The following is a 26,376-nucleotide window of genomic DNA, read 5'->3' as shown; positions in this document are numbered from 1 at the left end:
CCGCATGAACGACAAGAGTTCGCGTTCCCTCACCGGCCGGCTGTTCGGCTTCCTGCGCTCGGCGCCGGAGCCGGCGGCAGCGGGCAGCGCGGCGCCGGCGAGCGCCGCGGCGGCGCTGCCGCGCGCCGAGGACGTGCTCGCGGCCACCGACGTGCCGCTGCTGGTGCTGCACGAGAGCGGCGTGCTCGACGGCCTGAATCCGGCGGCCGAGCGGCTGACCGGCTACGCGGCCGACGAGGTCGTCGGCCGCCGCTGGCAGGTCCTGTTCCCCGCGGCGGTGCTCGCCGAACTCGGCGAGGCGCCGCTCGCCGTGCTGCTCGGCGGCGGCCACCCGGGCGCGCTGGCGCTGCGCCACAAGAGCGGCGCGCTGGTGCCGGTGACGCTGGGCGTGCGCCGCGGCGACGGTGCCGGCGCGGCGTTCTACGTGGTCAGCGCCCAGCCCGCGGCGACGCTCGAAGCGGCGCCGGCGCCCGCCGACGCGCTCGCCGCCGCGGCCTTCGACGCCCTCCCCGAGGCCGCGCTCGCGGTCGACGCCGACGGCCGGCTGATCGCCTTCAACGCCGCCGCCGAGACCCTGTTCGGCTACCCGCGCGCCGCCGCGATCGACCAGCCGCTGATCGAGCTGCTGGTGCCGGAGCGCTTCCGCGCCGCGCACGCCGCCGGCATCGCCCGTCATCTCGCCGGCGAGGTGGCGGAGACGCCGCGGCGCATGGAGGTGATGGCGCTGCAGGCCGACGGCAACGAGTTCCCGGCCGAGGTCACCATCACCCCGATCGGGGGCGGCGGCAACGCGGCCTGGTGCGCGGTGGTGCGCGACCTCGCCGCGCGGCGCGAATCGGAGGAGCTGCTGCGCGCCGCCGCCGAGCGCGCGGAAGCGGCGAACCGCGCGAAGTCCGACTTCCTGGCGACGATGAGCCACGAGATCCGCACGCCGATGAACGCCGTGCTCGGCACGCTGACGCTGCTGCTCGACACCCCGCTCACCGAGGAGCAGCGCAACTTCGTCGAGACCGCCAGCGAGTCCGGCAAGGCGCTGCTGACGATCATCAACGACATCCTCGACTTCTCGAAGATCGAGGCCGGCCGCCTCGACCTCGAGAACACCGATTTCGACGTCGTCCTGCTGGTCGAGGGCGTGGCCGAGCTGCTGGCGCCGCGCGCCTACGGCAAGCACATCGAGATCGGCTCGTACGTCGACTCCTCGGTGCCGCGGCGCCTCGGCGCCGACGTCGGCCGCCTGCGCCAGGTGCTGCTCAACCTCGCCGGCAACGCCGTCAAGTTCACCCGCAAGGGCGGCGTGTCGATCGTCGTCACGCGCTGTGGCGAAGCGTCGCCGGGCCAGGCGCGGCTGCGCTTCGAGATCGCCGACACCGGCATCGGCATCCCCGACGTCGCCCAGGCGCAGTTGTTCGAGCGCTTCACGCAGTCCGACCCCTCACACTCGCGCAAGTACGGCGGCACCGGCCTTGGCCTTGCGATCTCGCGCCGGCTGGTCGAGCTGATGGGCGGCAGCATCGGCTTCAGCAGCCAGACCGGCATCGGCAGCATCTTCTGGTTCGAGCTGGTGTGCACGGTGGCGGACGCGGAAACGGTCGAGCCCGCCGCCGGCACGCGCGCGCTCGGCGGCGTGCGCGCGCTGGTGGTGGAGGACAACCCGGTGTCGCGGCGCCTGCGCGAGCGCGAGCTCGGCGGCTGGGGCATGACGGTGCAGTCGGTCGCCAACGGCATGGCGGCGCTCGCGCTGCTGCGCGACGCGCGCACCGCCGGCCAGCCCTGCGACGTGGTGCTGATCGACCAGTGGCTCGCCGACATGCACGGCGAGGAGCTCGGCCAGGCGATCCGCAACGACCCGCTGCTCGCCAGCACCGGGCTGATCCTGATGGCGACGATGGGCACACCCTCGGTGACCGCGCGGGTGCGCAAGCTCGGCTTCCAGGCCTCGCTGACCAAGCCGGTGCGCCAGCACAGCCTGTACCGCTGGCTGTGCGTGGCGGTCGGCCTCGGCGATGCCGAGACCCTGCAGCGCAACGAGGAGGCCGAGGCCGCGGTGAACGCGCCGCCGGCACCGGCGGCGCCCGCCGCGGTGCGCGCGCGGGCGAGCCGCCTGCTGCTGGTCGAGGACAGCCCGGTCAACCAGATGGTCGCGGTGGCGATGCTGAAGAAGGCCGGCTACACCGTCGAGGCCGTCAACAACGGCGTCGAGGCGGTCGCGGCGGTGCGCGGCAACCCCTACGACCTGGTGATCATGGACCTGGCGATGCCGGAGATGGACGGCTTCGAGGCCACCAGCGAGATCCGCAAGCTGCCGCCGCCGACCGGCAAGATCCCCATCGTCGCGATGACCGCCAACGCCCTGCCCGGCGACCGCGAACGCTGCCTCAACGCCGGCATGGACGACTACCTGACCAAGCCCATCGACCGCGCGCAGATGCTCGCCACACTCGAACACTGGCTGACGCCGGCCGACACCGTGCCACCGGCCGCCGAGCACGCCGGCAACGGCGCGGCGGGCGAGGCCGAACCGGTGCTCGACCGCGGCGCGCTCGACCAGCTGGGCGCCGACACCGATGCCGAGGTGCTGACGCGGGTGGTCCGGCTGTTCCTCGAGGAGACCGCGCACCGCCTCGACAACGTCGACACGGCGCTCGCGCGCGGCGACTGGATCACGCTGCAGCGCGAAGGGCACACGCTGAAGAGCAGCGCCGGCACCTTCGGCGCCCGCCAGCTGCAGACGCAGGCACGCCAGCTGAACGAGGCCTGCCGCGCCAACGACCACGTCCAGGCCGCCGCCCTCGCGCGCAGCCTGCGCGCGGTGGCACAGCCGGCGCTCGACGCGCTCGCCGCGCTCTTCCCGCCGCGGCGCTGAGCCGTCCGCGGCGACGACGGGCGCCGCGGACACCCCGGAACGGCTAACCTTGAGCCGTCGACACGCGTCCACACGCGCGCCACCCGAACCCGTCGCCCATGTCCGCAAATCCCCTGCTCCCCGCCCGCCACGCCGATGCCCGCGTCCTCATCATCGAGGACAGCCCGAGCATGGCCGAGCTCTATCGCGGCTACCTGCGCCACGAGCGGCTGCGCATCCAGCACGTCGAAACCGGCGCCGCGGCGCTGCAGGTGCTCGAAGCCGCACCGCCGCACGTGGTGCTGCTCGACCTCGGCCTGCCCGACATGAACGGCATGGACATCCTCGCGCACATCGTGCGTCTGGGGCTGCCGACCTCGGTGGTGATCATCACCGCGAACGACTCGGTCGCGCAGGCGGTCGCGGCGATGCGCGCCGGCGCCTACGACTACCTGGTGAAGACGCAGTTCGACGCCGAGCGGCTGCGCCTGACGCTGCGCAACGCGATCGAGCGCCAGCACCTCAACGACCTGCTCGACACGCTGCGCGACGGCTCGCGCGAGCGCTTCTGCGGCTTCATCGGCGCCTCGCTGCCGATGCAGGCGGTGTACCGCATCATCGAGAGCGCCGCGCCCAGCCAGGCGACGGTGTTCATCACCGGCGAGAGCGGCACCGGCAAGGAGCTGGCGGCCGACGCCATCCACCGCCTGAGCCGCCGCCACGCCGGGCCGCTGATCGCGCTGAACTGCGCCGCCATCCCGCACGAGCTGATGGAGAGCGAGATCTTCGGCCACGTGAAGGGCGCGTTCACCGGTGCCCTCGGTGAACGCCGCGGCGCGGCGGCGCTCGCCGACGGCGGCACGCTGTTCCTCGACGAGGTCTGCGAGATGAACCCGGAGCTGCAGGCCAAGCTGCTGCGCTTCGTGCAGAGCGGGGTGTTCCAGCCGGTCGGCGGCAGCCGCCAGGAGAAGGTGGACGTGCGCTTCGTCTGCGCGACCAACCGCGACCCGCAGCGCGAGGTCGAGAGCGGGCGCCTGCGCGAGGATCTGTTCTACCGCCTGCACGTCCTGCCGCTGCACCTGCCGCCGCTGCGCGAGCGCGACACCGACGTGATCGCGATCGCCCGCGAGCTGCTGCTGCGCTACGCCGCCGAGGAGGGGCGGCGCTTCCGCCGCTTCGAGCGCGAGGCCGAGGTGCTGCTCCTCGACTACCGCTGGCCCGGTAACGTGCGCGAACTGCAGAACGTCGTGCGCCAGATCGTCGTGCTCAACGACGGTGACAGCGTGCTGCCGTCGATGCTGCCGCCGGCGCTGCGGCTGCCGCGCGCCCCGGCCGGCCGGCCGGCCGCCGCGGCGGCGGCCAGCGCGCCGGCGGCGGCCCCGGGGCCGCGGCGCATCCGCCGGCTCGAGGACGTGGAGCGCGAGCTGATCGAGGAGGCCATCGCCGCCTGCGACGGCAACGTTCCGCGCGCCGCGGCCCTGCTCGACATCAGCGCCTCGACCATCTACCGCAAGCGCCAGGCCTGGCTCGATGCCACGGCCGGGCATTGACGCCGCGCGGTGCTCGCGACGCGCCGCCGCTCAGCCCTGCAGCGTGAGGCAGACCAGGCGCGCCTTGCCGGCGCGGTAGGCATGCCACAGCTCGTGCAGGTGCGCCGCGAGCGCCTGGTGGCGGGTCAGGACGAAGCGCTCGAACTCGCGCTGGTCCAGTTCGCGGCCGAACGCGTGTTCAGCCTCGCGGGTGAGCTCGGGCAGGGAGACGTGCATGGATTCCTTCCGGTGACCATCGGGTGCGCGGCGCACTCTAGCCACCCGACATGACCACGACGTTGCACCCCCGCCCGGGGCATGAAAAAGGGCGCCCGCGGGCGCCCTTCGCGCACGGCGCCGCCGGCGCCTAGCCGGCGTAGCGGCGGAACACCAGCGTGGCGTTGGTGCCGCCGAAGCCGAAGCTGTTCGACATCACGGTGTTGAGCCCGGCGTTGTCGATGCGGCTGCGCACGATCGGCATCCCCTCGGCCTCGGGGTCGAGCCGCTCGATGTTGGCCGAGGCGCCGATGAAATCGTGCTCCAGCATCAGCAGCGAGTAGATGGCCTCGTTGACCCCGGCGGCACCGAGCGCATGGCCGCTCAGCGACTTGGTCGAGGTGATGCGCGGGCAGCGCTCGCCGAACACCTCGCGGATCGCGGCGAGCTCGCGCATGTCGCCGACCGGCGTGCTGGTGCCGTGGGCATTGAGGTAGTCGACCGGCGTCTCGACGGTCGCCAGCGCCTGACGCATGCAGCGCACCGCGCCCTCGCCCGAGGGCTGGACCATGTCGTAGCCGTCGGAGGTGGCGCCGTAGCCGACCACCTCGGCGTAGATGCGGGCGCCCCGCGCCAGCGCGTGGTCGAGCGCCTCCAGCACCACCACGCCGCCGCCGCCGGAAATCACGAAGCCGTCGCGGTCGGCGTCGTAGGCGCGCGAGGCGCGCTCGGGCGTTTCGTTGTACTTGGACGACAGCGCCCCCATGGCGTCGAACAGCACCGACATGTACGGGTGCACCTCCTCGCCGCCGCCGGCGAAGATCACGTCCTGCTTGCCCCACTGGATCAGCTCGTAGCCGTTGCCGATGCAGTGCGCACTGGTCGCGCAGGCCGAGCTGATCGAGTAGTTCACGCCCTTGATGTGGAACGGCGTGGCGAGGCAGGCCGAGGTGGTGCTCGCCATCGTCCGCGGCACCATGTACGGCCCGACCTTGCGCGCGCCGCGCTTGCGCAGGATGTCGACCGCCTCGACCTGGTTGTACGGCGAACCGCCGCCGGAGCCGACGATCAGCCCGGTGCGCTCGTTCGAGACCACGCCCTCGGGCAGCGCGGCATCGGCGATGGCCTCGCGCATCGCCAGGTAGTTGAACGCCGCCGCATCGCCCATGAAGCGCAGCAGCTTGCGGTCGATCAGTTCCTCGGTGTTGACCCGTACCGGTCCGTGGACGTGCGAGCGGAATCCCAGCTCGGCGTATTCGGGTGCGAAGGCGATGCCGCTGCGCGTTTCGCGCAGCGAGTCGAGCACTTCGGCCTTGTCGCGGCCGATGCTGGAAACGATTCCGATACCCGTGACGACGACGCGACGCATGGCCGATGACCTCTCTCAGAACCCGTCGGTGGAAGTGAACAAGCCCACCCGGAGATCCTTGCCCACATAGATCTCGCGACCGTCGACCTCCATGACGGCATCGGCGATCCCCATCACGAGCTTGCGCAGGATCACGCGCTTCATGCTGATGCGGTAGGTGATCTTCTTCGCGCTCGGCAGCACCTGGCCGCTGAACTTGACCTCGCCGCAGCCGAGCGCCCGCCCGCGCCCCAGCCCGCCCATCCAGCCGAGATAGAAGCCGACGAGCTGCCACATGGCGTCGAGGCCGAGGCAGCCGGGCATCACCGGGTCGCCGGTGAAGTGGCAGGCGAAGAACCACAGGTCGGGGTGCACGTCCAGTTCGGCGACGATCTCGCCCCTGCCGTAGGTGCCCCCCTCCTCGCTGATCGTGAGGATGCGATCGACCATCAGCATCGGCGGCAGGGGGAGTTGCGCGTTGCCCGGCCCGAACATCTCGCCGCGCCCGCAGGCGAGCAGTTCTTCGTAGGCGTAACTGGAGGGTTTGGACACGTGGATGCGATCCTTGGGAAGCATGTGCCGGGTCGTACCCGGAACGGACAAAAACGGGCCCAGAGTATATCGGTTTTTTGCTGCCGCAAGCGGCCGGTGCGCCGCGCCGCTCAGCCGGGCCGGGTGCCGAAGATGCGGTCGCCGGCATCGCCGAGCCCCGGCAGGATGTAGGCGTTCTCGTTCAGGCAGCGGTCGATCGCGGCGACGTGGATCGCCACCTCGGGGTGGCGCGCCGCCATCAGCGCCAGCCCTTCCGGCGCGGCGACCAGGCACAGCGCCTTGATGCGGCGGCAGCCCGCCGCCCGCAGCAGGTCGCAGCAGGCCGCCAGCGAACCGCCGGTGGCGAGCATCGGGTCGAGGACCAGCGCGGTGCGCTCGGCGAGGTCGTCGACGAGGTTCGCGTAGTAGGCGCGCGGGTGGTGCGTGGTCTCGTCGCGCTGCAGCCCGACCACGCTCACCTTGGCGCCGGGGATGAGGTCGAGCGCGCCCTCCAGCATGCCGAGGCCGGCGCGCAGGATCGGCACCAGCGTGATCATCCTGCCGGCGATGCGCCGCACCTCGACCGGCCCGGCCCAGCCCTGCACGGTGACGGGCTCGGTCTCGAGGTCACGGGTGGCTTCGCAGGTGAGCAGGCAGGCGATCTCGGCGGCGAGTTCGCGAAAGCCCTTGGTGCTCGTGTCGACCTGGCGCATCAGGCCGAGCTTGTGCTGCACCAGCGGGTGGGTGATTTCGATCACGGGCATACGAACGCTCTCCGCACGCGGGGGGATCGGGCCGGGGGCGGCACCGCACGGCGGCCGCGCGGCGCGACCGTGGCCGCGCAGTCTAGCGCAGTCACCGCGGCGGCAAGCGCCGTTGCCGGCCGGGGGCGCCGCCCGCTATCGTCGCGCCATGCATGACGACGACATCCCCCCGGCCGAACGCGGCTACGCGAGCCCCGAGGCCGCCGAGCGCGCCTTCTACGCGGCCATCGAGAGCGCCGACCTCGACGCGATGCGCCGCGTCTGGGAGGCCGGCGACGGCTGCGCCTGCATCCACCCGCTGGGCCCGCGCCTGCAGGGGCGCGAGCGCGTGCTCGCCGGCTGGCGGCGGATCTTCGACGGCGGCGTGCGCCTGCGCTTCACGCTCAGCGCGGTCGAGGTGCTGGCCGATGCCGCGCTGTGCGTGCGCCTGGTGCAGGAGAACATTCACGTGATCGGCGCCGACGAGCAGCCCGCCCATCCGGTGCTCGCCACCAACGTCTACCGCCACGGGCCGCACGGCTGGCACCTCGTGCTGCACCACGCCTCGCCCGGCCCGGCGGTGGCGACGGCACGCGAGCCGTCCGCGCGCCCCGACCGCCTGCACTGAGGCGGCCCCGGACGGCGGACCTCAGGTGGCCTGCAGCGCCTTGGCGACGGGCCGGTCGCGCTGGTAGACGTCGTTGCGCAGTTGCAGCACGCCGTGCTCGTCGACCCACGCGGTCCAGTACAGGATGTGCACCGGAACCTCCTCGGTGAGCTGCACCACGCGCTCGCGCCCGGCCTCGGCGGCGGCGTCGATCGCCTCGCGCGTCCACTTCGGATCGTGCCGCAGCAGGTACTGCGCCAGTTCGAGCGGCCGCGAGACGCGGATGCAGCCGTGGCTGAAGGTGCGCTGCGAGCGTTCGAACAGGCCCGGCTTCGAGGTGTCGTGCAGGTAGACGTCATAGCGGTTGGGGAACAGGAACTTGACGCGCCCGAGCGGATTGGCCGCACCCGGATCCTGGCGCAGGCGGTAGGGGAAGTTCGCCGGCGTCACCTGCGACCAGTCGACCGCGGTCGCGTCGACCACCGTGCTGCCATCCAGCACGCGGATGTTCTGCCCCGCCACCTTGGCCGGGTTGCGGCGCAACTGCGGCAGCAGTTCCTCGGTCGCGATCGAACGCGGCACGTTCCAGTACGGGCTGAACACCACCTGCTGCATGCGGCCGGTGAACACCGGCGTCGGCTTGACCTGCTGCCCGACCACCACGCGCGCCTCGAACACGCGCTGGTTGCCCTCGAACACCGCGAGTTCGAAGGCCGGGATGTTGATCAGGATGTAGCGGCTGCCGAGATCCGCCGGCAGCCAGCGCCAGCGTTCGAGGTTGAGCTCGAGCTGCGCCACGCGCTCGCGCGCCGTCACGTTCATCGCCAGCACCGTGGCGCCGCCGATCACGCCGTCCTCGAGCAGGCCGTGGCGCGCCTGGAAGCCCTTGACCGCGGCGACCAGGGCCGGGTCGTAGACGTCACCGCCGATGTCCTGCGTCGCATCGAGCTCGCCGGTGGCGAGCAGCCGCGCCCGCACCTCGGCGATGCGCGGGTCCTGCACGCCGGGTTCGAGCCGCTCGCCCTTGGCCAGCGCCCCCACCGCGGGCCAGCCGCCGGCCGCGACGGTCTGGCGCAGGCGCGCGAGGCCCTCGCGCAGGCGTGCGTAGCCCGGATAGGCCGGGGCCAGTTCGGCGAGGGATTCGGCGACGCGCTGCTGTGCGAGGGCCTGCTGGAGCACGGCGACGAGGTCGCGCGAACGCCCCTTGAGGGTCCAGTCCTTGTCGATGCCCTGCGGATCGAGGCGCCCGCCGAGCAGGTGGCGGCCGTAGGTGAGGTAGGCATCGGTGGCGAGCAGTTCGAGTTCCGCCGCCTGGGCGACGCCCAGCGCGCCGCCGCGACTGCCGTCGAGCAGCTTGCGCAGGGCCGCGCGATGGTAGTCGGCCGGCCGCAGGCCCTCGTCGCCGGCGCGTGCGACCGCGCCGTAGAGCGCATCGACGGCCGCCCCCGGCCGCCCCTGCGCATCAGTCCAGGCCGGGCGCCAGGCGCGTGCGCCATAAAAACGTGCGACCAGCGGGCGCGAGCGCAGTTCGTCGTCGACGGCGGTGGACGTCGCCTGCAGCCGCCCCCGCAGTTCGGCCGTCACCGGTGACTCGCCGGGCGCCGCGTGCGCGCCTCCGAGCGAAACGAACGCGCACAGCGTCCCGAACAGCACGCGCCTGACCCACGCCGACATGAACATCATTCCACCGCCTCTCCGGACCATCCGATACAGATAGTATCAGACATGCAACATCGTGGCTACAAAACCACGATGTTGCATCCGACCCCGGACAGTTGTCCGTCGGCGGTCACCGCGGCCCGCGTCACGGGCTCATGATGTCACCAGTGGGAGACTTCCAACATCTCGGTGAGGATGTCGTTGAAGGAACCTTCGCCGTTGTCGAGCACGCAGACGAGGTTGCCGACGCCGCACAGGGTCAGGGCTTCGCCGCGCACCACCCAGCCGCGCGGCGGGGTCCAGCCGCGCATGCCGGTGAACATCGAGACCTGGTCGGCTTGGCCCTGGACCATGCGCCGGTAGTCGTGGGCGACGTCGGACAGCGCGGCCAGTTTCTCCGTGGCGAGGCCACCGTAGCTTTCCACCAGGGAGCCGTCGTCGCGGAAGCGGCATACGGCCAGCACGCCGTCGAGTGCAAGGAGACGCTTGATCATGGCCGTCTCCTACTTGTCCAGCGCAGCGAAGGTCGCCTCGTAATCGGCCTTCGGGTTGGCGAGGACCACACCCTGGTACGGCGCCAGCGTCGGCTCGCCCGCGGCACGCTGCGCCTCGCGCTGGGCGCTGCTGACCACCACCGACCAGTCGAAGCCGACCAGCGTGAATTCGCGCACCGGGAAGAAGCCCTTCATGCCGGTGATGGCTTCCCAGCCGCGCGTCTGCATGTTGCAGATGCTCATGTTGGCCGCGCACATGTGGCACACGAGGTCGAGGATCTCGGGGTCGAGCGGCGCGTTGGGGGCGATTTCCTGGGTGAGCAGTTCGCCGCTGGCGCGGAATTCGAATGCGGCGAGCGCGCCGGGCAGCGCGAGCAGTGAATCGAGTTTGGCCATGCTGGGGTCTCCTGATCCTGAATTCGGTGGTGGGCGTGGCGCGGAGCCTCAGACGAGGTCCATGTTGACGTCGGCGAGCGCCTGGCGCATGTGCTTGACCACCGCGTTCACCGTGCCCTTGTCGTTGCGCATGAAGCAGAACACGTTCGCCACGACGCAGATGCTGTAGTCGGCACCGTGCAACAGCCAGCCGCGGGGCTTGTGCAGACCGGTGCCGCTACGGGTGATCTCGGCCATGCGGCCCTGCATGCATACCCCCATGGTGGTGGCGCGACACATGATCGACGCCATCCGCGCGTGTTCTTCGGACATCTGTCCCTTGTACGAGAACCGGTCGCCCCGGAACGCGTACTCGCCCGCGGCGAGCACGCCGGGCTTGGCCAATAACTCGGCAACGATACTCATGCCTCCTCCCGTCGTCGTTGTGGGTATCTCACGGGTGCGTGCCAGCCGACGCAGTTCCCGAAGCCTACCTACCATAGTTAAATGCTTGCGCGTTGTCCTGCGCCGCGCGGCCGAGCGCCGCGCCTCCACCGAGTTCCCGTCTCATGCCCGACCCGTCCCCGCGCCCCGCCCCGCCCCGCCCGGGCCTGCCGCGCCACCTCGCCGCGATCGTCTACGACGCGCTGCTGCTCGCCGGCGTGCTGATGTGCGCGCAGCTCGTGCCCTTCACGATCGGCATCGCCGTCTACGGCCTCGACGCCTTCCGCGACTTCCGCAACCCCCTGGTCGGCCATCCGCTCAACGAGACCTGGCTGGTGCTGGTGAGCTTCGCGTTCTACGGCGGCTTCTGGGTGCACGGCGGACAGACGCTCGGCCTGCGCGCGTGGAAGCTGCGCGTGCAGGCCGAGGACGGCGGCGGGGTGGGCTGGTGGCCGGCGCTGCTGCGCTTCCTGTGCGGTGCGCTGTGGCTCGCGCCGGCGGTGTACCTGCACAAGGTGCTGGGCGTGGGCGTGTGGCCGAGCCTCGGCGCCGGCCTCGGCTGCCTGCTGCTGACCGTCCTCACGCGCCTGCACGAGCGCTACTCCGGCACCGTGCTGGTGCGCGCGGCCGCGCGGCCGCGCTGAACCCGCCCCTCAGCGCATGCGCCGCAGCGCGGCCAGACCGCCGCCGAAGAACAGCACAATCGGCAGCGCGGCGGCGAGCAGCGGCGAGGCGCCGTAGACCACCACCAGGTTCGCCAGCACGCGGTTGGCGAGGAAGAAGCCGATGCCGAGGAAGATGCCGATCAGCAGGCGCTGACCGGCGCTGCCGCTGCGCTGGTGGCCGAACACGAAGGGCATCGCGATGAACAGCATCGTCAGGTTGGCGAGCGGTGACAGCGCCTTGCCCCAGAAGGCGAGCTCGTAGTTGCGCGCGTCGAGGCCGTTGTCGGCGAGGTAGGACGAGAAGGTCAGCAGGTCGCGCATCGCCAGCGTCTCGGGCTTGGCCGCGAGCACTTCGAGCTTGCCCGGGTCGATCACCGAGCGCCACGGGATCGAGGCGCTCGCGGTGCGGGTCACGCGCTCGGCGGCGATGTCGTCGCGCTGCACGTCGTTGAGCAGCCAGCGCTGCCCGGCGGCGTCGTAGCGGGCAGCGCGGGCGTGGGTCACCGACAGCAGCGCCGAATGCTCGTCGAGTTCGTACAGGTAGATGTCGGCGAGTTCGGCACCGGGGCGCACCGCGCGCACGTTGACGAAGTTCGCGCCGTCGCGCGCCCAGAAGCCCTTGCCGTCGCGGATCGCCAGCGTCCGCGACTTCGCCTGGCTGCGCAGGTCCTCGGCGAGGCGCTCGCCGGGCGGGGCGACGAACTCGCCGAGCAGCAGCGCGAGGGCGCACAGGATGAGTCCGGCCTTCATTGCCGCGACCACCAGCCGCAGGATCGACACCCCGGCGCTGCGCATCACCACGAGTTCGCTGCCCGCGGCGAGCGCCCCCATGCCCATCAGCCCGCCGAGCAGCAGCGCCATCGGGAAGGTCTCGTAGGCGCGCCGCGGCAGCGTCAGCAGCAGGTAGAGGGCGATGTCGTCGATGCCGTAGTGGCCGACGCCGAGATCCTCCAGCTCCACCAGCAGCGTGAAGAAGGTCTCGAGCGCGAGCAGCACCAGCAGCGCGATCAGCGAGGTCGCGATCACCGAGCGGCGCACGTAGCGGTCCATCAGTCTCATGCCGGCACCTCCACACGCTCGCTGCTCCGGAAGCCGTAGTACCGCCACCACAGCCCCAGCGCGAGCAGCGCGAGCAGCGCGTGCACCCACCACAGGCCGACCAGCGGCCCCAGCGTGCCCTTCTCCAGCCAGGCCTTACCGATGCCGAGCAGGTTGATGTACACGGCGTAGACGAGGATCGCGCCGAGCACGCGGCCATAGCGGTTCTCGCGCGGGCGAGCGCGGGCGAGCAGCGGCGCCACGAAGGCGATCAGCAGCACCGACACCGGCCCGCCCAGGCGCCCGTGCAGTTCGGCGAGGTCCTGGCGCGAGCCGGCCAGCAGGCGCTCGCTCGTCACCCCTTCACGCTTGCCGATGGCTTCGGCCGGCGGGGCCTCGAGCTTCACCCGCAGGCGGTCGAAGCGCGACACCTGGTAGTCCAGCGCATCGGGGCGGCCCTCGTAGCGGTAGCCGTCGTACAGCACCATGAAGCGGTTGCCGGCGGCGTCGACTTCCTGGTGGCCGCGGTCGCCGGTGGTGATGGCGACGCCGCCGTCGGACTCGCGACTCTGGATGAACACCTGCAGCATCTCGTTGCTGGCCGGGTCGAGCGCGGCCACGTAGACGACGTGGCGGCCGTTGGCGGCCTCGCGGAAGGTGCCCGGGTTGAACACCGACACCTGCGCCTGCTGGCGCGCCCGCGCCTGCAGTTCGAACTGCAGCGTGGCGGCCGCCGGTGCGACCCACAGCGAGATCAGCAGCAGCAGCACGAGCAGCGGCAGCGCGAGCAGCAGCAGCGGACGGTAGATCTCGCCGGGGCCGTAGCCGCAGGCGGTGAGCGCGACCATCTCGCTGTCCTGGTACAGGCGGCCCAGCGTCAGCATGATGCCGAGCAGGAAGGCGATCGGCACCAGCACCGGCAGGAAGCGGATCGACTGCAGCACCAGCATGCGCAGGATCACCTCCTTGACCAGCAGCCCGTTGGCCACCTGCGTCAGGTAGTTGGCGAGGCGGCTCGCGAGCACGATCGCGAGCAGCACCACGAGCGTCGCGCCCAGGCTCAAGGCCACCTCGCGCAGGATGAATCGATCGACGGTCTTCAGCACGGCCGGCTCCCCGGGGCCGCCCCGGCGGGCGGCGTTGTGAACGCAAATTCAATCCGGCTAAACTTTTTCGCCACCCGACACGGCCGCCTCCGCCCTCCGGACGTCACCGCCGCCCGGTCCGGCCTGCCGCGCCCGGCCACCCCCAGACCTTCGGAGCCCCTGAATGGAATTCTCTGTCAAGAGCGGCAACCCGGAAAAGCAGCGCACCGCCTGCCTGATCATCGGCGTCTACGAATCGCGGCGCCTGTCGCCGGCCGCCGAGCAGTTCGACGCCGCCACCGACGGTTTTCTCTCCAACCTGCTGCGCCGCGGCGACCTCGAAGGCAAGATCGGCCAGTCGCTGCTGCTGGTGCACACCCCCCACGCCCTCTGCGACCGCGTGCTGGTGGTGGGCTGCGGCCGCGAACGCGACCTCGACGATCGCCGCTACCGGCAGGTGATCACCCACATGGCGAACACGCTGCACGAGACCGGAGCGACCGAGGCGGTGTGCTACCTGACCGAACTCGGCGTCAAGGGCCGCGACACGGCGTGGAAGGTCCGCCACGCGGTCGAGGCCACCGAGGAGGCGCTGTACCGCTTCGACGAACTCAAGAGCCGCAAGGACCAGCCGCGGCGGACGCTGAAGCGGATTGTACTGAGCGTGCCGAGCCGGCGCGAACTCGCCCCCGGCGAGCAGGCCCTGCGCGAGGCGCTCGCGGTCGCCGCCGGCGTGCGCCTGGCGCGCGACCTCGGCAACCTGCCGCCCAACATCTGCACCCCGGTCCACCTCGCCCAGCGCGCGCAGACGCTGGCCGAGAGCGATGCGCGGCTCAGCGTGCAGGTGCTCGGCCAGCCCGAGCTCGAGGCCATGGGCGCCGGGGCGCTGCTCGCGGTGGCCCGCGGCTCGGCGCAGCCGCCGCGGCTGATCGCGCTGGAGTACCGCGGCGCGGCGGACGGCGCGAAGCCGGTGGTGCTGGTCGGCAAGGGGGTCACCTTCGACACCGGTGGCATCTCGATCAAGCCGGCCGCCGAGATGGACCTGATGAAGTACGACATGTGCGGCGCGGCCGCGGTGCTCGGCACCCTGCTCGCCTGCCGCGACCTGCAGCTGCCGCTGCACGTGGTCGGGGTGATCGCCGCGGTCGAGAACATGCCGGGCGGCAACGCCACCCGCCCCGGTGACGTGATCACCAGCCTGTCCGGGCAGACCGTCGAGATCCTCAACACCGACGCCGAGGGACGGCTGATCCTCTGCGACGCCCTCACCTGGGTCGAGCGCCACTACGATCCGGCCGTGGTGGTGGACATCGCCACCCTCACCGGCGCCTGCGTGATCGCGCTCGGCCATCACCCGCACGGCCTGTTCAGCAACCATGCCCCGCTCACCCACGACCTGCTCGACGCCGGCCGCCAGGCCGCCGACCGCGCCTGGGAGCTGCCGCTGTGGGACGACTACCAGGACGGCCTCGACAGCAACTTCGCCGACATGGCCAACGTCGGCCCGCGCGAGGGCGGTGCGATCACCGCGGCGTGCTTCCTCGCGCGCTACACGAAGAAGTTCCACTGGGCGCACCTCGACATCGCCGGCACCGCCTGGAAGAGCGGCAAGGCCAAGGGCGCGACCGGGCGCCCGGTGCCGCTGCTGACGCAGTTCCTGCTCGATCGCGCGGCGGCCGCGCGCGCCTGATGCCGCGCGTCGACTTCTACGTCCTCGCCGGCAGCGACCCGCACGAGCGCCTGCTGTTCGCCTGCCGGCTGGCCGAGAAGGCCTTCGGCCGCGGCCACCGCCTGTTCGTGCGCGCAGCCGACGCCGCGCAGGCCGCGGCACTCGACGAACTGCTGTGGAGCTTCCGCAAGGGCAGCTTCGTTCCCCATCGCCTACACTGCGCCGCGGGGCCGACGGCGCCGGTCCTGATCGGCACCGGCGCGGCGCCGGCGGAGCATCGCGAGGTGCTGATCAACCTCGCGCCGACCCTGCCCGAAGCCTTCGAGCACTGCGCCCGCATCGCCGAGCCGATCGACCAGTCGCCGGCCGTGCTGGGCGCCTCGCGCGAACGCTTCCGCGCCTACCGCGAGCACGGCTGCGCCCTCGAGACGCATCGGCTCTGACGGTCCCGCCGAGACCCCGCCGGGATGGCCCCGGCGGCCCGTCCACGCCGCCCGAGGGCCCGCGCATGAGCGCCAGCGACACGGACACCGCTTCGATCATCCGGGAGGTCGCCGACTACGCCGGCCAGCTCGCGATCGCGATCACCGACATCACCGGCCACGTCGGCGAGGTCAGCGAGCGCGCCGCGCGCGCGGTCGACGCCTTCGCCGCGCTGCAGGCGCTGGCCACACAGATGGCCGCGAGCAACGGCGAGGTGGCCAACGCCACCGGCAGCACCCAGCACGTGCTGGAGACCACCCGCCACGCCGTCGAGCGCTCGCTGCAGACCATCAACGCCTCGTTCGCCGACATCCACGCGCTGACCGAGTCGGTGGCGGCGATGGAAGCGCAGCTGGCGCAGCTCGGCCTCGCCATCGAGCGCGTCGGCCAGGTCGCCAAGGGCATCGACGCTGTCGCCAAGCAGACCAACCTGCTCGCCCTCAACGCCACCATCGAGGCGGTGCGCGCCGGCGAGGCCGGGCGCGGCTTCGCCGTGGTGGCGAGCGAGGTCAAGCAGCTCGCGCAGCAGACCCGCACCTCGACCGCCGAGATCGACCGCACGCTCGCCGAACTGTTCGAGCAGACCCGCGCGCTGATCGCGCAGGGCGCGCGCAGCAAGGCCAAGTCCGAGGAGGTGCGCCGCGGCACCCAGGCGATCCAGGAAGTGATGGCGAACCTCGACGCCTCGATGCGCGACGTCGACGCGCAGGCCGCCCGCATCGGCAGCGCGGTGGCGGGGATCGACGCCGATTGCCGCAGCACCGTCAGCGCGCTCGACGACCTCGCCAGCGACGTGCAGTCGTCGAGCCGCAACCTGCGCGAGGCGAGCGACCAGCTGGTGCGGGTGCAGGAACTGAGCGAGCGCCTGGTCGGCGTCACCGCCGTCGACGGCGTGGACACCGTCGACGCGCGCTACGTGCAGCGCGTGAAGCAGCTCGCCGCCGAGGTCTCGGCGCTGTTCACGCAGGCGCTCGCCAAGGGCGAGATCGGCCTCGACGACCTGTTCGACCGCAACTACCGCCCCATCGCCGGCACCGACCCGCAGCAGTACCTGACCCGCTTCACGCTGTTCACCGACCGCGTGCTGCCGCCGCTGCAGGAGGCGGTGCTCGCCACCGATGCGCGCGTGGCCTTCTGCGCGGCGGTCGACGACCACGGCTACCTGCCGACGCACAACCGCAAGTACGCCGAGGCGCAGCGCAAGGACCCGGTGTGGAACGCCGCGCACTGCCGCAACCGGCGCATCTTCAACGACCGCACCGGGCTCGCCTCGGCGCGCAACACCCGGCCGGTGCTGCTGCAGACCTACCGCCGCGACATGGGCGGCGGCCGCTTCGTGCTGATGAAGGAGGTCTCGGCGCCGATCACGGTCGACGGGCGCCACTGGGGCGGGCTGCGCCTCGCCTACACGCCCTGAGGCGCCGCGCCGCTCACGGCGTGCGGCGCAGGCGGATGTTGAGCTCGCGCAGTTGCGCCTCGGTGACCTCGGCCGGCGCCTGGGTCAGCAGACAGGCGGCGGTCTGGGTCTTCGGGAAGGCCATCACGTCGCGGATCGACTTCGCGCCGGCCATCAGCATCACCAGGCGGTCGAGGCCGAAGGCGAGGCCGCCGTGCGGCGGGCAGCCGAACTTCAGCGCGTCGAGCAGGAAGCCGAACTTGGCGCGCGCCTGCTCCTCGTCGATGCCGAGCAGCTTGAACACCTCGGTCTGCATCTCCGGGCGGAAGATGCGGATCGAGCCGCCGCCGATCTCGGTGCCGTTCAGCACCATGTCGTAGGCGCGGGCGACCGCCGCCTCGGGGTTGTCGCGCACGCTCTCGAGGCCGTCGCGCGGCGAGGTGAAGGGATGGTGCATCGCCATCCAGCGGTTCTCGCCCTCGTCCCACTCGAACATCGGGAAGTCGACCACCCACAGCGGCGCCCAGTCGCCCTGCACCAGGCCGAGGTCCTGCCCGACCTTGAGGCGCAGCGCGCCGAGGGCGTCGTCGACGATCTTCCTGCGGTCGGCGCCGAAGAACACCAGGTCGCCGTCGACCGCGCCGGTGCGCTCGATGATCGCCGCGAGCGCGGCGTCGGAGAGGTTCTTGACGATCGGCGACTGCAGCCCCTCGCGGCCCTGCGCGACGGCGTTGACCTTGATGTAGGCGAGCCCGCGCGCGCCGTAGCGCGCGACGAAGGCGGTGTAGTCGTCGATCTGCTTGCGCGACAGCCTCTCGCCGCCGCCCGGCACCTTCAGCGCCGCCACCCGCCCGCGCGGGGCATTGGCCGCCTCGCTGAACACCTTGAAGGACTCGCCCTTCATCACCTCGGTGAGCTCGGTGAGCTCCATCGGGATGCGCAGGTCGGGCTTGTCCGAGCCGTAGCGCCCCATCGCCTCGGCATAGGGCAGGCGCGGGAACGGGTCCGGCAGCTGGACGCCGAGCACCTCGGCGAACACGCCGCGGATCATCGTCTCCATCAGCCCGGTGATGTCGTTCTCGTCGAGGAAGGAGGTCTCGATGTCGAGCTGGGTGAACTCGGGCTGGCGATCGGCGCGCAGGTCCTCGTCGCGGAAGCAGCGCACCACCTGGTAGTAGCGATCGAAGCCCGCCATCATCAGCAGCTGCTTGAACAGCTGCGGCGACTGCGGCAGCGCGAAGAAGCTGCCGGCGTGGGTGCGGCTCGGCACCAGGTAGTCGCGCGCGCCCTCGGGCGTGGCCTTGGTCAGCATCGGGGTTTCGATGTCCATGAACCCCTGCGCGTCGAGGTAGCGACGGAAGTAGCTGATCACGCGGGCGCGCAGGCGCAGGCGCTCCTGCATCACCGGCCGGCGCAGGTCGAGGTAGCGGTAGCGCAGGCGGATCTCCTCGGAGATCTCCTCCTCGTCCATCTGGAACGGCGGGGTCTCGGCGCGGTTGAGGATCTCCAGCGCCCTGCCCAGCACCTCGATCTTGCCGGAGACGAGGTTGGGGTTCTCGGTCCCTTCGGGGCGCGGGCGCACGCGCCCGGAGACCCGCAGCACGAACTCGGAGCGCACGCGCTCGGCCGCGGCGAAGGCCTCGGCGGTGTCGGGGTCGATCACCACCTGCACCAGCCCCTCGCGATCGCGCAGGTCGATGAAGATCACCCCGCCGTGATCGCGCCGCCGGTGCGCCCAGCCGCAGAGTTGCACGTCCTGCCCGAGCAGGGCCTCGCTGACCTGGCCGCAATAGTGGCTGCGCATCATTCGTGGATTACCGTCGATTCGGGGCGTCGCCAGCGGCGACGCGGCAAGGGCCGGGCATGGTAAGGGGCCGCTCCCGGTCACGCAACGCGCGCCGGCGGGCGGCCCCGCGGCGGGCAGCGGCGGCGCTCAGGCGCCCGCCGCGCAGGCGGGTGCGCCGCAGCCGCCGCTGCCGCAGGCGGCGGGTGCCGATGGGGTTTCCTCCTTCTTCGCGACGTTCTTCTTGTCGCCGGACTTGAAATCGGTCTCGTACCAGCCACCGCCCGACAGGCGGAAACCGGCCGCCGAGATCAGCTTCTTCAGCGCCGGCGTCGCGCAGGCGGGACAGTCGGTGAGCGGCGCGGCGCTCATCTTCTGCATGGCTTCGAGTTCGTGGCCGCAGGCGTCGCAGCGGTATTCGTAGATCGGCATGACGTCAACCTCATGAATGGACAGCGCGCCGGGGCGCTCCGGCGCACGACGGGAACAGGGGCGCCAGTATACGGAGAACGGCCCACGGGCGGGCACACGACTGCACCTGCCGTCAACCGCCCTTGGCGTAGATGGGGGCGCGACGGTGCCCTTCCAAGCCCGCCGCGGCGCGCTCATTCGAACGAGCGCAGCAGGCCCTCGATCCACGCCCCGGAGATGCCGCGGGTGATGAACACCAGGCGCGTGCGGCGGTCGCCGCCGGGCCACCCGGCGAGCGGCAGCAGCGGCTCGAAGCTGCCCTGCACGCCGTGCACCAGCAGCGGCCCCGGCGCGCCGGCGATGTTGACCAGCCCCTTCACCCGCAGCAGGTCGTCGCGCCGCGCCTCCAGCAGCAGGTCGAAGAAACCGCGGAACACCGCCGCCGGCAGCGGCGCCTCGCGCACCAGCACCTGCGCGCGGATGTCGGGACCGTGCCGGTTCGGCTCCGACGCCGCGATCCGCCAGCCGACGAAGCCGCGCGCGCCGAGCCAGCGCTCGACCTGCTCGCGGGTCGCCCGGGGGTCGCGCACCGCCGCCCCGAACAGGGCCTCGGGGGCGACCTCGCCGGCCGCCACCGCGAGCGGCACGACGCCCGGGTTGAGCGCGGCGAGCCGCTCGCGCAGCGCGTCGATGGCCGCGCTCGGCGCGACATCGGCCTTGGTGAGCAGCAGGCGGTCGGCGAAGGCAGCCTGGGCGCGCGCCTCGGGCTCACGCTCGAGCGTGCCCAGGCCGTGCACGGCGTCGACGGTGGTGATCACGCCGTCGAAGCGGTAGGTGTCGGCGAGCCAGGCGTCGGCGAGGAAGTCGCGCAGGATCGGCGCCGGGTCGGCGAGCCCGGTGGTCTCGATCAGCACCCGCTCGAAGGCCGCGACGCTGCCCGCCTCGCGCCGCTCGCGCAGGCGCGCGAGCGTCTGCCCGAGCTCGCCGCGCTGCGAGCAGCACACGCAGCCGCCGGCGAGCTCGACGACGTCGTCGTCGGCGCGCTCGATCAGGTCGTGATCGAGCCCGACCGCGCCGAACTCGTTGATGATCACGGCGCTGCGCGCCAGCTCGGGGCGGCGCAGCAGGCGCGCGAGCAGCGTGGTCTTGCCGCTGCCGAGGAAACCGGTGACGAGCACGACGGGGATGCCCCCGGGGGGCGGAGCGATGTTCATCGATGGACCTCGACCGCGCGCTGCACGCGCCCTTCCAGCGTAGCGCGGCGCGCCGTCAGCGCTGCATCGTCGCGACCGGCAGCGCGGCATCGTGGCGCATCAGCGCGACGTAGCTGTCCGCCGGCGCATCGGCACGCCCCACGCCGCCGCCGACCGCGCTCAGGCATCGCCGAGGCACCCGGCGAGGGCCGCGGCGAGGCGGCGCAGCAGGGTGAAATAGGCATCCGCGCCGCCGGCCGCGTCGGTGCCGGTGGGGTCGAGTTCGCCGCGGTGCACGCCGGTATCCTCGACCAGCGTCGCCACCAGCGCGGCGTCGAACTGCGGCTCGCTGAACACGCAGCGTGCGCCGCTGTCGCGGATCTTCTGGCGGATCGCCTGGATGCGCTGCGCCGAGGGCTTGCGCTCGGGGCTGACGGTGATCGAGCCCACCGCGGTGAGGTCGAAGCGGCGTTCGAAGTACGCATAGGCGTCGTGGAAGACCACGAACGGCCGCCCGCGCAGCGGCGCCAGGCGTGCCGCGAGTTCGTCCTCCAGCGCCGCGAGGCGTGCCACCTGGGCCTCGGCGTTGCGGGCGTAGGTCGCGCCGTTGGCCGGGTCGCGCTCGCTGAGCGCGGCGGCGATGGCGCGCGTGATCGCCTGCGCGTTGCGCGGATCGAGCCAGATGTGCGGCTCGACCTGCGCACCGTGCCCGGCCCCGTCGTGGTCGTCGTGGTCGTGGTCGTCGTGGGCACCGTGCTCGTGGACCTCCCACGCCCCGCCGGCGCGCGGGGCGAGGGTGTCGATGCCCGGGGCGTCGAGCAGCGCCACGGCCCGCACCTGCGGATGCGCGGCGAGCGGCCGGATCATGAAGCCCTCGAGCGACGGGCCGATCCACAGCACCAGGTCGGCCTCGGTGATCGCACGCATGTCCGAGGGCCGCAGCGAGAAGTCGTGCTCCGAGGCGCGCCCGCTGACCAGCACCTTCGGCTCGCCGACGCCGGCCATGACGCCGGCGGCCAGCGACTGGACCGGCTTGATGGTGGCGAGCACGCGCGGCGCGGCCGCCGCGGCGAGCGGCAGCGCGAGCAGCAGCGCGGCCAGCCAGGGCTTGACGGAACGGGGCATTGCGGCAGACTCCGGGATTCAGCAAGGTTATACAGTAACACACGTTACTGTATAACATTCACCATCCGCAACCGTGGACCCGGTCCCATGCAAGCCAACGACTGCGCCGCCGCGCTCGCCGCCGCCGAAGGGCTGTGCGAAGCCCGCGGCACCCGCCTCACCGAACTGCGCCGCCGGGTGCTGGAGATCGTCTGCGCCAGCGCCCGGCCGATCGGCGCCTACGCGATCCTCGACGTGCTGCGCGACGACGGCCGCCCCGGCGCACCGCCCACCGTCTACCGCGCGCTCGACTTCCTGCTCGAACAGGGGCTGGTCCACCGCCTGGCCTCGCTCAACGCCTTCATCGGCTGCTCGCACCCGGCCGAACACCACGGCGGCCAGTTCCTGATCTGCGAGCGGTGCGGCTGCGTCGGCGAACTCGACAGCCACGAGGTCGAGGACGGCATCGTCCGCGCCGCAGCCGCGGTGGGCTTCGCCGCGCGCACGCAGATGGTCGAGATCCTCGGCCGCTGCGCCGCCTGCCGCGACGCCCCGGCATGAGCGGCGAGCCGCTGCTGCGCCTGCACGGCGTGAGCCTGACGCGCGGGCGGCGCACCCTGCTCGACGGCGTCGACCTCGACCTCGCCGGCGGCGAGATCGTCACCCTGATCGGCCCGAACGGGGCCGGCAAGTCGACGCTGGTCAAGGTCGCGCTCGGCCTGCTCGCCCCCGACCGCGGCACGGTCTGGCGCCGCCCGGGCGTGCGCATCGGCTACGTGCCGCAGCGCCTGGTGGTGGCCGAGACGCTGCCGCTCAGCGTGGAGCGCTTCGTCACCCTCGGCACCCCGGCCCCGCGCGCGGCGGTGCGCGCCGCGCTCGCCGAGACCGGCGCCGCACACGTGCTCAGGAACCCGCTGCACAGCGTCTCGGGCGGCGAACTGCAGCGCGTGATGCTGGCCCGCGCGCTGCTGCGCCGGCCCGCGCTGCTGGTGCTCGACGAGCCGGTGCAGGCGGTCGACGTCGCCGGGCAGTACGCGCTCTACGAGCTGATCGGGGCGATCCGCGACCGCCGCGGCTGCGGCATCCTGCTGGTGTCGCACGACCTGCACCTGGTGATGGCCGCGACCGACCGCGTGGTGTGCCTGAACCACCACGTCTGCTGCGCCGGCCACCCCGACGACGTCAGCCGCGACCCGGCCTACCGGGCGCTGTTCGGGCTCGAAGGCGTGCGCCACCTGGCGGTCTACCACCACCACCACGATCACCGCCACGACCTGCACGGCGAGGTGCTGCACGAGGACGCGGAGCACGACCATGCTCGATGACTTCATCTGGCGCGCCCTGCTCGGCGGGCTCGGCGTGGCGCTCGCCGCCGGCCCGCTCGGCGCCTTCGTGGTGTGGCGGCGCATGGCCTACTTCGGCGACACGCTGGCGCATTCGGGGCTGCTCGGCGTCGCCGTCGGCGTGCTCGCCGGCGTCGACGAGGGCCTCGGCGTGCTCGCCGTGTGCCTGGCGACGGCGCTGCTGCTGGTGCTGCTCGAACGCAGCCGCCGCCTCGCCACCGACACGCTGCTCGGCATCCTCGCGCACAGCGCGCTGTCGCTCGGCCTGGTCGGCCTCGCCCTGCTCGAAACGGTGCGGGTGGACCTGTCGAGCTACCTGTTCGGCGACATCCTCGCCGTGGGCATGCGCGACCTGGCGTGGATCTGGGGCGGCGGGCTTGCGGCGCTGGCGCTGCTGGCGGCGATCTGGCGGCCGCTGCTCGCGGCGACCGTGCACGAGGAGCTGGCGCGGGTCGAGGGGGTGCCGGTGTTCGCGGTGCGCCTGGCCTTCATGCTGCTGATCGCGCTGGTGGTCGCGGTGGCGATGAAGGTGGTGGGGGTACTGCTGATCACCTCGCTGCTGATCATCCCTGCCGCCACCGCGCGGCACTTCGCGCGCTCGCCCGAGCGCATGGCGGTGCTCGGCAGCGGCTTCGGCGCGCTCGCGGTCGGCGGCGGCCTCGCCGCCTCGCTGCACCTCGACACCCCGGCCGGGCCGTCGATCGTGGTCTGCGCCGCGCTGCTGTTCGCGCTCGCCTTCGCCGTGCCGACACGCGCGCGCTGAGCGCGCTCAGCCGGTCGCGGCGTCCGACACCTTGCCGCGGGCGGCGCGGGCACGGTGGCAGGCGAGGTCGGCCGCCGCCAGCGCTTCCAGCGCCCCGCCGCAGTCGCGGTCGAGCGCGATCGCGCCGAGGTCGGCCTTGAGCGACAGCCGGTGGTGGCCCTGGACGGTGACGCGGTGCTCCTCGACCGCGTGGCGCAGCACCGGCAGCAGCAGTTCGGCGGCGGCCAGCGCACGCCCCTCGCAGAGCACCGCGAACTCGTCGCTGCCGACGCGCCCGAGCGCGCCGCCGGCCGGCAGCGCGGCGCGCAGGCGCTCGCCGAGCTCGGCGAGCACGCGCTCCACCGCCTCCGCGCCGTCGGTCGCAGCAACCACGCCGAGCTGGCGCAGCTTCAGGTAGATCAGCGTGTGCACACGGCCGTCGAGGCGCGAGTCGCCGAGCGCGCGCTCCAGGCGCGCGACGAAGCCCGGGCGATCCAGCACCGCGGCGGCGACGGCGCCGTCGGTGGCCCCGTCGGCCTCGGCGGCCGCGCCCTCGCGCAGCGTCAGCACCACGCCACCGATCAGCGTGCCCGGCACGCGCACCGGGGTCAGCGTGTAGCTCACCGGCACCGTGGCACCGTCGCTGCGCACCAGCACGCAGCCGCCGCTGCGCCCGCCGGCGCGCACGGTGAGATCCTCGAGTTCGCGTCCGGTGCGCAGGTCGCGCAGCGGCACCACCTCGGGCAGCGTGCGGCCGAGCGCCTCGGCGGCGTCGCGGCCGATCAGCTCGGCGGCGCGCGGGCTCAGGTAGTCGACGCGGCCGTAGGGGTCGGTGGTGACCACCGCCGCTTCGAGGCTGACGACGATCGCCTGCGCCCGGTCGCGCTCGCGCAGCCCCGCCGCCGCCGCCTGCTGCAGCGCGGTGAGGTCGTGGACGATGCACACGTAGCAGCGCCCCGAGCGCCCCTCCATGTCGCCGACCGACACCACCACCGGAAAGCGCTGCCCGCTGCCGCGTACGCCCTCCCACTGCCGGCCGTGCTCCGGCGCCCGGTGCGGATCGAAGCCGGGGATGCGCTCGACCAGCGGCCGGCCGAGCACCTCGGCGGCGAGCAGGCCGAACTGGCGCTCGGCGGTGGCGTTGAAGGATTCGATGGCGCCGGCCTCGTCGACGGTGATGATGCCGTCGCCGGCCGCCTCCACCAGCGCGCGCAGCCGCGCTTCGCTGTCGACCAGGCCGACGTCGGCGGCGCGTCGCTGCGAGATGTCCTCGGCCACCCCGGCGATGCGGTAGACCTCGTCGCCCGGCCCGCGCACCGCGTGCGCGCGCTCGCGGATCCAGCGCACCTCGCCGTCGGCGCGCACGATCCGGTATTCGAGCTCGTAGCCGCCGGTCTGTGCCACCGCCCGGAAGGCGCGGCGCAGCGGTTCGCGGTCGTCGGGGTAGATCGACTCGCGCCGCAGGCTCGGCCGGGCGAACGCCGCCTCGACCGCGTAGCCCCAGACGCGCTCGAACGCCGGGCTCACGTACAGGAGCAGCGCGCCGTCGACGGTGCACACCCAGTGCACGTCGGGCGAAGGCTCGACGATCTGGCGCAGCCGCCGTTCGCTCTCGGCGAGCTCGGCGCCGCGGCGCGCGACCATCGCCTCGACCTGGGCGCTGCGCCCGACCACGCCGTGCAGGTAGAAGGCGAGCGCGAGCGTCAGCGCGAGGCCGATCGCGAGCCCCCACCACGGCCGCCAGCCGCTCTGCGCCAGGAACTGCCCGGCCACCGGCGTCGCCACCAGCAGCCAGCGGCGCTGGCCGAGCTCGAGCTGCTGGCTGAGGCGCTCGATGCCGCCGAGGTTGTCGGGCTCGGCGAGGTAGCCGGCCAGCGGCGCGCCGAGGTTCTCGACCAGCGGGTGGTAGAGCAGTTGCCGCCCCTTGGGCGCCGACAGGTCGAACAGGCGCAGTTCGACCTTGGCCGGATCGAGCCGCGCCTGCGCGGCCTCGACCAGCCGGCGCGGATCGAGCGTGGCGAGCGCGACACCGGCGAACTCGCCGGCGCGGCGCTTCTCCTCGGCGAACGCGGCGAGGTTGCGGTACACCGGCATCACCGCGACCGGCACGCGCGCCTGGGTGTCGTTGGGCCCGGCCACCGCCTCGCTCAGCACCACCCGGGCGGTGTCGCGCGCGGTGCGGATCGCCGCGGCCACCGCCGGGTTGGCGGCGGGATCGCTGCCCGCCGCGAACGGCGCGCCGTCGGCGGGATAGACCCGCAGCACCGGGAAACGCTCGGCGCCCTCGGCGCGTGGCGCCCACACCAGCGACTGCAGCGCCGGGCTCAGCGCGAGCAGCGGCCGGGCGACGGCGGCGAAGGCCTCGTCGCCGACATTCGGCGTGGCGCGCATGTACGCGCTCAGCCCCTGCAGCGCGTTGAGGCTCTGTTCGAGTTCGAGCGCGAGCGACAGGAAGCGGTCGCGCGCGGCGCGTTCGAACTGGGTCTGCGCGCGCTCCTGTTCCAGCGCGAGCAGCCAGGCGCACACCGCGGCGCTCAGCAGCACCCCGACGACGAGGGCGAGCAGCGCCGGCATCTGCACGCCGCGCAGACGCGAAGGCGGCGGGTTCGGCGCCGGGGCGGTCCGGGCATTGCCACGCGGGGTGTTCGGCAAGGCGGTCTCCTCGAAGGGCGG

The 26,376-nt window shown here is 72.7% G+C and carries 25 protein-coding genes; 10 read left to right on the top strand and 15 right to left on the bottom strand.

The window, feature by feature from the left end; all coding sequences use genetic code 11:
• Window positions 1–4: 4 nt before the first annotated feature.
• Window positions 5–2,866 carry a response regulator gene (locus EV699_RS00805; protein ID WP_165903975.1) on the top strand — a complete coding sequence of 954 codons (2,862 nt, stop codon included), beginning with the start codon at window positions 5–7 and terminating at the stop codon, window positions 2,864–2,866.
• Window positions 2,867–2,964: 98 nt separating this feature from the next.
• Window positions 2,965–4,395 carry a sigma-54-dependent transcriptional regulator gene (locus tag EV699_RS00800; protein WP_132538043.1) on the top strand — a complete coding sequence of 477 codons (1,431 nt, stop codon included), beginning with the start codon at window positions 2,965–2,967 and terminating at the stop codon, window positions 4,393–4,395.
• Between the two features lie 30 nt (window positions 4,396–4,425).
• On the opposite strand, the gene EV699_RS00795 is transcribed toward EV699_RS00800, so the two are convergent.
• From EV699_RS00795 to upp, 4 genes are all read right to left on the bottom strand, one after another.
• The gene (locus tag EV699_RS00795) at window positions 4,426–4,611 is read right to left on the bottom strand and encodes a hypothetical protein (RefSeq protein WP_132538042.1); all 186 of its coding nucleotides are present in this window, start codon (window positions 4,609–4,611) and stop codon (window positions 4,426–4,428) included.
• Window positions 4,612–4,741: 130 nt separating this feature from the next.
• Window positions 4,742–5,959, bottom strand: coding sequence for a beta-ketoacyl-ACP synthase I (fabB, locus tag EV699_RS00790; protein WP_132538041.1), 1,218 nt, complete (start codon window positions 5,957–5,959; stop codon window positions 4,742–4,744).
• Between the two features lie 15 nt (window positions 5,960–5,974).
• Entirely contained in the window at window positions 5,975–6,490 is a 516-nt protein-coding gene (gene fabA, locus EV699_RS00785; protein ID WP_132538119.1) for a 3-hydroxyacyl-[acyl-carrier-protein] dehydratase FabA, read from the bottom strand.
• Between the two features lie 110 nt (window positions 6,491–6,600).
• A complete protein-coding gene (gene upp, locus EV699_RS00780) occupies window positions 6,601–7,233 on the bottom strand; it encodes a uracil phosphoribosyltransferase (RefSeq protein ID WP_132538040.1) in 633 nt (210 codons plus the stop codon).
• Between the two features lie 148 nt (window positions 7,234–7,381).
• On the opposite strand from upp, the gene EV699_RS00775 reads away from it, so the two are divergent.
• Window positions 7,382–7,840, top strand: a complete 459-nt coding sequence (locus tag EV699_RS00775; RefSeq protein ID WP_132538039.1) for a YybH family protein — start codon at window positions 7,382–7,384, stop codon at window positions 7,838–7,840.
• Window positions 7,841–7,861: 21 nt separating this feature from the next.
• Here EV699_RS00775 and EV699_RS00770 read toward each other — a convergent pair whose 3' ends face one another.
• From EV699_RS00770 to EV699_RS00755, 4 genes are all read right to left on the bottom strand, one after another.
• Window positions 7,862–9,502, bottom strand: coding sequence for a L,D-transpeptidase family protein (locus EV699_RS00770; RefSeq protein WP_132538038.1), 1,641 nt, complete (start codon window positions 9,500–9,502; stop codon window positions 7,862–7,864).
• A 137-nt stretch (window positions 9,503–9,639) separates the two neighbouring features.
• Window positions 9,640–9,972 carry a DUF2173 family protein gene (locus EV699_RS00765; RefSeq protein WP_132538037.1) on the bottom strand — a complete coding sequence of 111 codons (333 nt, stop codon included), beginning with the start codon at window positions 9,970–9,972 and terminating at the stop codon, window positions 9,640–9,642.
• Window positions 9,973–9,981: 9 nt separating this feature from the next.
• Window positions 9,982–10,368, bottom strand: coding sequence for a DUF2173 family protein (locus EV699_RS00760; RefSeq protein ID WP_132538036.1), 387 nt, complete (start codon window positions 10,366–10,368; stop codon window positions 9,982–9,984).
• Window positions 10,369–10,416: 48 nt separating this feature from the next.
• Complete coding sequence (locus EV699_RS00755; protein WP_132538035.1) at window positions 10,417–10,773, bottom strand: DUF2173 family protein; 357 nt, start codon at window positions 10,771–10,773, stop codon at window positions 10,417–10,419.
• Between the two features lie 143 nt (window positions 10,774–10,916).
• Here EV699_RS00755 and EV699_RS00750 point away from each other — a divergent pair, with 143 nt between their 5' ends.
• Entirely contained in the window at window positions 10,917–11,435 is a 519-nt protein-coding gene (locus EV699_RS00750; RefSeq protein WP_132538034.1) for an RDD family protein, read from the top strand.
• A gap of 9 nt (window positions 11,436–11,444) precedes the next feature.
• Here the strand turns inward: EV699_RS00750 and lptG are convergent, their stop codons facing one another.
• Together lptG and lptF are read right to left on the bottom strand one after the other, a co-directional pair.
• Window positions 11,445–12,515 carry an LPS export ABC transporter permease LptG gene (gene lptG, locus EV699_RS00745; protein WP_132538033.1) on the bottom strand — a complete coding sequence of 357 codons (1,071 nt, stop codon included), beginning with the start codon at window positions 12,513–12,515 and terminating at the stop codon, window positions 11,445–11,447.
• The gene (gene lptF / locus EV699_RS00740; protein ID WP_165903974.1) at window positions 12,512–13,600 is read right to left on the bottom strand and encodes an LPS export ABC transporter permease LptF; all 1,089 of its coding nucleotides are present in this window, start codon (window positions 13,598–13,600) and stop codon (window positions 12,512–12,514) included. The genes lptG and lptF overlap by 4 nt, the downstream gene beginning before the upstream one ends.
• Window positions 13,601–13,763: 163 nt before the next feature.
• On the opposite strand from lptF, the gene EV699_RS00735 reads away from it, so the two are divergent.
• The 3 genes from EV699_RS00735 to EV699_RS00725 all read left to right on the top strand — a co-directional run bounded on the left by EV699_RS00735 (window position 13,764) and on the right by EV699_RS00725 (window position 17,148).
• Entirely contained in the window at window positions 13,764–15,269 is a 1,506-nt protein-coding gene (locus tag EV699_RS00735) for a leucyl aminopeptidase (RefSeq protein ID WP_132538031.1), read from the top strand.
• A complete protein-coding gene (locus EV699_RS00730; protein WP_132538030.1) occupies window positions 15,269–15,691 on the top strand; it encodes a DNA polymerase III subunit chi in 423 nt (140 codons plus the stop codon). The genes EV699_RS00735 and EV699_RS00730 overlap by 1 nt, the downstream gene beginning before the upstream one ends.
• A gap of 65 nt (window positions 15,692–15,756) precedes the next feature.
• A complete protein-coding gene (locus EV699_RS00725) occupies window positions 15,757–17,148 on the top strand; it encodes a methyl-accepting chemotaxis protein (RefSeq protein ID WP_132538029.1) in 1,392 nt (463 codons plus the stop codon).
• A gap of 13 nt (window positions 17,149–17,161) precedes the next feature.
• On the opposite strand, the gene aspS is transcribed toward EV699_RS00725, so the two are convergent.
• From aspS to EV699_RS00705, 4 genes are all read right to left on the bottom strand, one after another.
• Window positions 17,162–18,931 (bottom strand): aspartate--tRNA ligase, encoded by a 1,770-nt coding sequence (gene aspS / locus EV699_RS00720; protein ID WP_132538118.1) that lies wholly within the window; start codon window positions 18,929–18,931, stop codon window positions 17,162–17,164.
• Window positions 18,932–19,060: 129 nt separating this feature from the next.
• Window positions 19,061–19,342, bottom strand: coding sequence for an FmdB family zinc ribbon protein (locus EV699_RS00715; RefSeq protein WP_132538028.1), 282 nt, complete (start codon window positions 19,340–19,342; stop codon window positions 19,061–19,063).
• 173 nt (window positions 19,343–19,515) lie between these two features.
• Window positions 19,516–20,535 carry a CobW family GTP-binding protein gene (locus tag EV699_RS00710; protein ID WP_132538027.1) on the bottom strand — a complete coding sequence of 340 codons (1,020 nt, stop codon included), beginning with the start codon at window positions 20,533–20,535 and terminating at the stop codon, window positions 19,516–19,518.
• Window positions 20,536–20,694: 159 nt separating this feature from the next.
• Window positions 20,695–21,639, bottom strand: coding sequence for a zinc ABC transporter substrate-binding protein (locus EV699_RS00705; RefSeq protein ID WP_132538026.1), 945 nt, complete (start codon window positions 21,637–21,639; stop codon window positions 20,695–20,697).
• A gap of 87 nt (window positions 21,640–21,726) precedes the next feature.
• On the opposite strand from EV699_RS00705, the gene EV699_RS00700 reads away from it, so the two are divergent.
• The 3 genes from EV699_RS00700 to znuB are packed head-to-tail and all read left to right on the top strand — an operon-like array spanning window position 21,727 to window position 23,724.
• Window positions 21,727–22,179, top strand: coding sequence for a transcriptional repressor (locus EV699_RS00700; RefSeq protein WP_132538025.1), 453 nt, complete (start codon window positions 21,727–21,729; stop codon window positions 22,177–22,179).
• Window positions 22,176–22,943, top strand: a complete 768-nt coding sequence (gene znuC / locus EV699_RS00695) for a zinc ABC transporter ATP-binding protein ZnuC (RefSeq protein ID WP_132538024.1) — start codon at window positions 22,176–22,178, stop codon at window positions 22,941–22,943. Before EV699_RS00700 ends, znuC begins: the two co-directional genes overlap by 4 nt.
• Window positions 22,933–23,724, top strand: a complete 792-nt coding sequence (gene znuB / locus EV699_RS00690; RefSeq protein ID WP_132538023.1) for a zinc ABC transporter permease subunit ZnuB — start codon at window positions 22,933–22,935, stop codon at window positions 23,722–23,724. Before znuC ends, znuB begins: the two co-directional genes overlap by 11 nt.
• Before the next feature lie 6 nt (window positions 23,725–23,730).
• Here the strand turns inward: znuB and EV699_RS00685 are convergent, their stop codons facing one another.
• Complete coding sequence (locus tag EV699_RS00685; RefSeq protein ID WP_132538022.1) at window positions 23,731–26,355, bottom strand: sensor domain-containing diguanylate cyclase; 2,625 nt, start codon at window positions 26,353–26,355, stop codon at window positions 23,731–23,733.
• Window positions 26,356–26,376: the final 21 nt, after the last annotated feature.

The sequence above is a fragment of the Plasticicumulans lactativorans genome, from assembly GCF_004341245.1.
GTDB classification, from domain to species: Bacteria; Pseudomonadota; Gammaproteobacteria; order Competibacterales; family Competibacteraceae; genus Plasticicumulans_A; species Plasticicumulans_A lactativorans.
This window is presented reverse-complemented; position numbering and strand designations above follow the sequence as displayed.